Below are 7,921 nucleotides of genomic sequence, written 5' to 3'. Positions count from 1 at the left end.
CAATAAGGTGACTGGTCCACCGCCATCGGGAGCAAGCCCCCTCCCACATTTGGTTTGGTATATGAGCTTCAGGCCTTGAGCGCCAAGTCGATCAGCTCATGCAGCTCTTCAACCGGCAGTGGCGTGCTGGAAAACAGGCTGCGATACACCGTTGGCGCGGCAATCAGGTTCAGCAATCTGTCCAGTGTGGGTAACGGACCGACGGTGTCCTGGTACCGATCAAGAATAATCTGCAACTGGCCCATCAGAATGTGGGTGCAATAGTCCCTTGGGCGACTGCACTGCACGTCGCGCATCATATTGCGCCCCAGCTCCGAGCTCATTTCATCCAGGTATTGTTCGCCCCAGGCGCGCAGGTCGCCGCGCAGGCTACCGGTGTTGGCAGGTTCGCCGTCCGGGCGCAGGCGCTCCAGTGCCACATCGGCGAGCAGGGCGGACAGGTCGCCCCAGCGTCGGTAAATGGTGGATGGCGTGACGCCTGCCCGTGCCGCAATCATCGGCACGGTAACGCTGGCGCGCTCATGGGCTTCCAGCAATTCACGGGCAGCGCTGTGCACTGATTCTTGGACCCGGGCACTACGGCCTCCCGGGCGAAGGCCTTCTTTTATCGCCATGGCTAAAACCTTAACACAAAGAATTTGCTTTAAGCGCTTTCTGGTAGCACACTTCGAAAAAGCAAATTATTAGCTTTAGCGGAGCGTGCCCATGTCCAGTCCTACTTCCCATCGTTCCCGCCTGGCGTTCCTGGTGGTGACGGTGCTGACCTTTCTCGCCGCGTCCAGCGCGCCAACGCCGTTGTATCAGGTGTATCAAGACCATCTGCATTTCTCGGCGGCTGTGTTGACGATGATCTTCGGCGTGTATGCCGTGAGTCTGTTGGCAGCCTTGCTGACTGTCGGCTCGCTATCGGATTACCTGGGACGCAAGCCGGTCATTTTTGCGGCATTGATCCTGAATATGCTGGCGATGCTGCTGTTTATCAACGCTGATAGCACCGCATACCTGATTGCCGCCCGGGCGGTGCAAGGTTTCGCCACCGGCATGGCGACGGCGGTGCTGGGTGCAACCTTGCTCGACACTGACCGTGTCCGCGGCCCGATGCTCAATAGCCTTGCGCCGATGCTGGGCATGGCCAGTGGCGGCTTGGGCAGCGGACTGCTGGTGGAGTTTGCGCCACGGCCGACCCAATTGATTTATTTCGCGATGCTCGGGCTGATGACCCTGCAAGCGCTGTATGTGTGGCGCTTGCCGGAGACAGTCAGCCGCATACCGGGGGCCTTGAAGTCGCTGGCGCCGACGCTGCATGTCCCCGAACAAGCGCGCCGTGCCCTGTGGCTGGCGATGCCGCTGAATGTGGCGGTATGGGCACTGGGAGGGTTCTTTTCTTCGCTGGCGCCTTCGCTGGTGCGGGCTGCTACCGGATCGACCTCGCACCTGATTGGGGGTGGGTTGGTGGCGGTGGTGACGCTCAGTGGTGCGGTAATGATCTACAGCCTGCGCAATCGCCCGGCCGATAAAATCATGCGCCTGTCGGCTGCATTGCTGGCGACCGGGGTGGCGCTGTTGTTGGTGGCGGTGCAGAGCGCCAGCCTTTGGCTGTTCTTTGTAGCCAGTGTGATCGCCGGCTTGGGTTTTGGCGGCGGCTTCACGGGCAGTGTGCGCAGTATCGTCGGTTTGGCGTTGCCTCATGAGCGGGCAGGGCTGATGTCGGCCTTCTATGTGTTGAGCTATCTGGCGTTCTGCTTGCCGGCGTTGCTGGCCGGTAACCTGAGCCGGGAGTTTGGCTTGATCGCCACCACCGATGGCTACGGTGCCGTACTCATCGTTTTGGCCTTGGGTGCATTGGCCGGATTGCTGTTGCAGGAAACGGCGCGGGCCAAGGCTGCGGTGTAGTCAGTGTTTTATATAGGTAAAGTAGATAACAGATAGAGATATTACCCGTTATATAGATATTCGATCAGGTTCTATGATGGCTTCAACCTCCTACGAGGAAGAGGATTATCAACATGAGCTGCGCAAATACCCCAAGCTACAAACCTTTGAGTCACCTGACCCGGCCGCGGGAAGTGATTCGTCAATTCACGCCCAACTGGTTTGCCGCAACCATGGGCACCGGCGTGCTGGCACTGGCGCTGGCACAACTGCCCGTCAACGTGCCGGGCCTGTACGCCGTCGCCGAAGCGTTGTGGATGTTTACCATTGGCCTGTTTGTAGTGTTCAGTGGGTTGTACGCCGCGCGTTGGGTGATGTATTTCCAGGAGGCGCGGCGGATTTTCGGGCACTCCACGGTTTCGATGTTCTTCGGCACCATTCCCATGGGGCTGGCAACCATTCTCAACGGTTTGTTGCTGTTCGGCCTGCCGCGTTGGGGCAGTGACGTGCTGCCGTTGGCGCAGACCCTGTGGTGGTTGGACGTCGCGATGGCCCTGGCGTGCGGCGTGCTGATTCCGTTCATGATGTTTACCCGCCAGGAACACAGTATCGACCAGATGACCGCCGTCTGGCTGTTGCCGGTCGTCGCGGCTGAAGTCGCCGCAGCCAGTGGTGGCCTGCTGGCGCCGCACTTGGCCGACGCCCATGGGCAACTGGTGATGCTGGTGACCAGCTACGTATTGTGGGCATTTTCGCTGCCGGTGGCGTTCAGCATCCTGACTATCCTGATGCTGCGCATGGCGTTGCATAAACTGCCCCACGCCAACATGGCTGCGTCGAGCTGGCTGGCGCTGGGCCCTATCGGCACCGGCGCACTCGGTATGTTGCTGCTGGGCGGTGATGCGCCGGCGATCTTCGCGGCCAATGGCCTGCCCGGTGTCGGCGAGATGGCCAACGGCTTGGGCCTGGTGGCGGGCATCACGCTGTGGGGCTTCGGCTTGTGGTGGTTGCTGATTGCGGTGTTGATCACCCTGCGTTACCTGCGTGCCGGCATTCCATTCAACCTCGGCTGGTGGGGTTTCACCTTTCCGTTGGGGGTGTATGCCCTGGCCACGCTGAAGCTGGCGAGCGTGTTGCATCTGGGGTTCTTCAGTGTGTTTGGCAGTGCGCTGGTGCTGGCCTTGGCGCTGATGTGGCTGATCGTGGCCAAGCGCACCGTGCAGGGCGCCTATAAAGGTGAGCTTTTTGTTTCACCCTGCATTGCAGGAATAGGGAATAAGTAAGCGGGTTTAGGTAAAGTCGTGGCCTGTCTCTTTATAAAAGCCTTCGGCAATAAAGCCTATCAGGCCACGCAGGAACACGGACGATGAGCCACCCCTCGCAATTCACCTTGCTGCGCACGCGGCGCTTCTTGCCGTTTTTCGTCACCCAGTTGCTGGGTGCCTTCAACGACAACATCTTCAAGCAATCGCTGATCCTCGCCATTCTCTACAAACTCACCATCGACGGTGACCGCTCCATTTGGGTCAACCTCTGTGCGCTGCTGTTTATCCTGCCGTTCTTCCTGTTTTCGGCGCTGGCTGGGCAGTTTGGCGAGAAATTCAACAAGGATGCGTTGATCCGTGCGATCAAGATCGGTGAAATCGTGATCATGGCCGTGGGTGCCACGGGCTTTCTGTTCAATCATCTGGAGCTGATGCTGCTGGCGCTGTTTGCCATGGGCACGCACTCGGCGCTGTTCGGCCCGGTGAAATACTCGATCATGCCCCAGGCCCTGCATGAAGATGAGTTGGTCGGTGGCAATGGCCTGGTGGAGATGGGCACGTTCCTGGCGATCCTGGCCGGCACCATCGGCGCCGGGATCATGATGTCGTCCGCGCATTACGCGCTCGTGGTGTCAGTGGCGATCGTCGGCGTGGCTGTGCTGGGTTACCTGGCCAGCCGCAGCATTCCGCGGGCGGCGGCTTCTACGCCAGGCTTGCGGCTGAACTGGAATATCTTCAGCGAGTCCTGGGCCACCTTGCGCCTGGGCCTGGGGCAGACGCCGGCGGTGTCGCGCTCGATCGTGGGCAACTCGTGGTTCTGGTTTGTCGGGGCGATTTACCTGACGCAGATCCCGGCCTATGCGAAGGAATGGCTGTACGGCGACGAAACCGTGGTCACGCTGATTCTCACCGTGTTCTCTGTGGGTATCGCCCTCGGCTCCATGCTCTGTGAAAAACTCTCCGGGCGTAAGGTCGAAATCGGCCTGGTGCCGTTTGGCTCGTTTGGCCTGACAGTGTTTGGTTTGTTGCTGTGGTGGCACTCTGGTGGTTTCCCGCAGAACGTCCAGCCCAACGACTGGCTGGCGGTACTCGGTCATGGCCAGGCCTGGTGGGTGTTGTTCGATATTCTCGGCCTGGGCGTGTTCGGCGGTTTCTATATCGTGCCGCTGTATGCATTGATCCAGTCGCGCACCGCCGAGCACGAACGGGCGCGGGTCATCGCGGCCAACAACATCCTCAACGCGCTGTTCATGGTGGTGTCGGCGATCGTGTCGATCCTGTTGTTGAGCGTGGCCAAGCTGTCGATCCCCGAGTTGTTCCTGGTAGTGTCGCTGCTCAACATCGCGGTCAATACCTACATCTTCAGGATTGTCCCCGAGTTCACCATGCGGTTCATGATCTGGCTGCTCAGCCATTCCATGTACCGCGTCGAGCATCGCAACCTGGAAGCCATTCCGGATGAAGGCGCGGCGTTGCTGGTATGCAACCACGTGTCGTTTGTCGATGCGCTGCTGATTGGTGGCGCGGTGCGTCGGCCGATTCGCTTCGTGATGTACTACAAGATCTACCGCTTGCCGGTGCTGAACTTTATCTTCCGCACGGCAGGGGCGATTCCGATTGCGGGCCGCCATGAAGATATCCAGATCTATGAAAAAGCCTTCACGCGGATTGCCCAGTATCTAAAGGAAGGGGAGTTGGTGTGCATCTTCCCGGAAGGCAAGTTGACGGCCGATGGCGAGATGAACGAGTTCCGTGGCGGGCTGACGCGCATTCTGGAGGAGACGCCGGTGCCGGTGATTCCCATGGCGTTGCAGGGGTTGTGGGGGAGTTTTTTCAGTCGCGACCCGAACAAGGGGTTCTTTCATCGGGTCTGGTCGCGGGTGGTGCTGGTCGCGGGTGCACCGGTAGCGGTGGAGGCGGCGACGCCTGCGCGGTTGCAGGAAGTGGTGGGTGTGTTGCGAGGGAGTGTCAGGTAGTTTTGTGTGGGGTGTACCGGCCTCATCGGGAGCAAGCCCCCTCCCACAGTTTGGAATACATTCCGAGTGTGGGAGGGGGCTTGCTCCCGATGGCGGCAGTGGCCTAAGTGCTGATCTTGAGCCCAACGAGCCCGCAAATGATCAGCGCCACACTGGCCAGCCGAAACAGCGCCATGGATTCACCAAACAGGATGATCCCGGCGATCACCGTACCCACAGCTCCCACGCCGGTCCAGACCGCATAGGCGGTGCCCAATGGCAGCTCCTTCATGGCCAACCCGAGCAAGCCGAGGCTGAAGGCCATCGCGGCAATCGTCAAGGCGGTGGGTAGCGGTTTGCTGAAACCATCGGTGTACTTCAAGCCGACAGCCCAGCCGACTTCGAACAAACCCGCAAAAAACAAAATGATCCAGGACATGCTGACCTCCCATCTATTGGTGGGGTCGTCCCCTGGTTGAGCGCTGCAAAGCGTCGCGAGGTCGTCCACGCGAAGCTCGGTAGAGTGCCGAAAACGGATCGAACGATCAAGTTTTCGGTAGGGTCTCCAATACGCTGCGGTCGGCCTTTTCGCTCATGCGACGGAAATAGGTCGAGAGCAACGCTCCAGAGATATTGTGCCAGACGCTGAACAGCGCACTGGGCACCGCCGCCAGTGGTGAAAAGTGCGCACTGGCCAGCGCAGCGCCCAGCCCGGAGTTCTGCATGCCCACTTCCAGCGCCAGCGATTTGCGCTGCGCCAAGGGCAGTTTGAACAACCGGCCGGTGAAGTAACCCAGCAAGTAGCCGAAGCTGTTGTGCAACATCACCACCGCCATGATCAGCAGGCCGGACTCGGCGATCTTCGCCTGGCTCGCCGCAACCACTGCCGCGACGATGATCACGATGCTGACCACCGACACCAGCGGCAGCACCTCGACCGCATGGCGTACCCGCTCGCCCAGTACGCGCTGCGCCACCACGCCAAGCACGATGGGCAGCAGCACCACTTGCAGAATCGACCAGAACAACTCCATGAACGACACCGGCAACCAGGCCGAGGCCAGTAACCAGATCAGCGCAGGAGTGAGCAGCGGGGCGAGGAGGGTAGTGACGGCGGCGATGGCCACTGACAGCGCCAGATCGCCCCGGGCCAGCCAGGTCATCACGTTGGAGGACGTGCCGCTTGGGCAGCAGCCGACCAGGATCACCCCGACGGCTATCTCCGGCGGCAGGTGGAACGCCTGGCACAAGAGCCAGGCCACGCCGGGCATGATTACAAAGTGCGCAACCACGCCCAGTGCCACGCGCCAGGGATGGCGTGCGACCTCGGCGAAGTCTTCAAGTTTGAGGGTCAGCCCCATACCGAACATCACCAGGCCCAACAGCGGGACAATGGCGCCTTTAAGCCCGATGAACCAGCTGGGCTCCAGGAAGGCGAGCACGGCAAACAACAACACCCAGTAAGCGAAGGTATTGCCGACGAAACGGCTCAAGGCGGCGAGTGCGCGCATGGGGATGTCCTTGTTATTAGAATGCTGGGGTGGCAACCCGATCAAATGTGGGAGCTGGCTTGCCTGCGATACAGACACCTCGGTGAATCAGGTACACCCAGGTGATGCTATCGCCGGCAAGCCAGCTCCACATTGACCGTGCCCACATAAGACCCGTGTTGCTTTAGATACCTTGCGGGGTTTCTTCACCGCCCAGCGCTTCAACCAGTGCCGGCAGGAAGTCGCCAAACGTCAGCATCATCAGGGTAAAGCTGGCGTCCAGTTGCCCCAGGGCCTCGTCGCCCCCGTCCTGTTCTGCCTGGTCCTGCAGCAGGTCTTCGAACTTCAGGCGCTTGACCGTCATCTTGTCGTCGAGCATGAAGGACAGCTTGTCCTGCCACGCCAGGGCCAACTGGGTCACGACTTTGCCGGTGCTCAGGTGCAGCTGGATTTCTTCGCTGGTCAGGTCCTGGCGTTTGCAGCGCACGATGCCACCGTCTTCGTGGGTGTCACGCAGTTCGCATTCGTCGAGGACGAAGAAGTCATCGGCCGGTTTCTGGGTGGTCACCCAATCGGTCATGATCGCAGTCGGTGCGGTTTTCACCGTCAGCGGGCGTACCGGCAGGGTGCCGATCACTTCTCGCAGGGTCGACAGCAGGTCTTCGGCACGTTTCGGGCTTGCCGAGTTCACCAGGATCAGGCCCTGTTTCGGCGCGATGGCGGCGAACGTCGACGAGCGACGGATAAACGCGCGTGGCAGGAAGGCCTGGATGATTTCATCCTTGATCTGGTCGCGTTCCTTTTTGTAGACCTTGCGCATTTGCTCGGCCTCGATCTCTTCGACTTTCTCTTTGAGTGCGTCGCGTACCACGCTACCCGGCAGGATGCGTTCTTCCTTGCGCGCGGCGATCAGCAGGAAGTCACCGCTGATGTGTACCATGGGAGCGTCTTCACCTTTACCGAAAGGCGCGACGAAACCGTAGGTGGTCAACTCCTGGCTTGCACAAGGGCGCGCCAGTTTGGTGGCCATGGCCGCTTCCAACGCCTCGGCATCAACAGGCAGATCTTGGGTCAGGCGATAGATAAGCAGGTTCTTGAACCACATGGGGTGAGTCTCTCCTTTATACAAAGGGGGGCATTATTCTCTTGATAGCGTCCCAGGCCAACCCTGCCTAAGCCATTGGAAGGGCTCAAAAAAAAGATTTAAGAAAGTGCTTGCCAGACCTTGGGTCGCTCCGTAGAATGCGCGCCACACCGAAACGAAGGGTGATTAGCTCAGCTGGGAGAGCATCTGCCTTACAAGCAGAGGGTCGGCGGTTCGATCCCGTCATCACCCACC

General features: G+C 59.9%; 7 protein-coding genes and 1 tRNA gene. 4 read left to right on the top strand and 4 right to left on the bottom strand.

Annotation, left to right across the window (positions count from 1 at the left end; all coding sequences use genetic code 11):
- Positions 1–68 precede the first annotated feature (68 nt).
- Positions 69–614 (bottom strand): TetR/AcrR family transcriptional regulator, encoded by a 546-nt coding sequence (locus ACQRBT_RS00240; RefSeq protein WP_104995952.1) that lies wholly within the window; start codon positions 612–614, stop codon positions 69–71.
- A gap of 91 nt (positions 615–705) precedes the next feature.
- Between ACQRBT_RS00240 and ACQRBT_RS00235 the strand changes: the two genes are divergently transcribed.
- The 3 genes from ACQRBT_RS00235 to ACQRBT_RS00225 all read left to right on the top strand — a co-directional run bounded on the left by ACQRBT_RS00235 (position 706) and on the right by ACQRBT_RS00225 (position 5,113).
- On the top strand, positions 706–1,893 hold the full coding sequence (locus ACQRBT_RS00235) for an MFS transporter (RefSeq protein WP_104995953.1): 1,188 nt from the start codon (positions 706–708) through the stop codon (positions 1,891–1,893).
- A 113-nt stretch (positions 1,894–2,006) separates the two neighbouring features.
- Entirely contained in the window at positions 2,007–3,155 is a 1,149-nt protein-coding gene (locus ACQRBT_RS00230; protein ID WP_104995954.1) for a TDT family transporter, read from the top strand.
- A gap of 83 nt (positions 3,156–3,238) precedes the next feature.
- Positions 3,239–5,113: an MFS transporter gene (locus ACQRBT_RS00225; RefSeq protein WP_104995955.1), complete on the top strand. Its 1,875-nt coding sequence runs from the start codon at positions 3,239–3,241 to the stop codon at positions 5,111–5,113.
- A 103-nt stretch (positions 5,114–5,216) separates the two neighbouring features.
- Here ACQRBT_RS00225 and sugE read toward each other — a convergent pair whose 3' ends face one another.
- The 3 genes from sugE to rdgC form a co-directional block, all read right to left on the bottom strand.
- A complete protein-coding gene (gene sugE / locus ACQRBT_RS00220) occupies positions 5,217–5,531 on the bottom strand; it encodes a quaternary ammonium compound efflux SMR transporter SugE (protein ID WP_060756959.1) in 315 nt (104 codons plus the stop codon).
- A 106-nt stretch (positions 5,532–5,637) separates the two neighbouring features.
- Entirely contained in the window at positions 5,638–6,603 is a 966-nt protein-coding gene (locus ACQRBT_RS00215; protein WP_104995956.1) for a bile acid:sodium symporter family protein, read from the bottom strand.
- Positions 6,604–6,766: 163 nt separating this feature from the next.
- Complete coding sequence (rdgC, locus tag ACQRBT_RS00210; RefSeq protein ID WP_412047746.1) at positions 6,767–7,687, bottom strand: recombination-associated protein RdgC; 921 nt, start codon at positions 7,685–7,687, stop codon at positions 6,767–6,769.
- Positions 7,688–7,846: 159 nt separating this feature from the next.
- Between rdgC and ACQRBT_RS00205 the strand changes: the two genes are divergently transcribed.
- Positions 7,847–7,919: transfer RNA gene (locus ACQRBT_RS00205), tRNA-Val, on the top strand.
- Positions 7,920–7,921 lie beyond the last annotated feature (2 nt).

This window comes from Pseudomonas sp. R19M (genome assembly GCF_050312585.1).
Taxonomy (GTDB): Bacteria; Pseudomonadota; Gammaproteobacteria; order Pseudomonadales; family Pseudomonadaceae; genus Aquipseudomonas; species Aquipseudomonas palleroniana.
The sequence above is the reverse complement of the archived record's forward strand: the minus strand, read 5'-3'. Positions and strand labels throughout refer to the sequence as shown.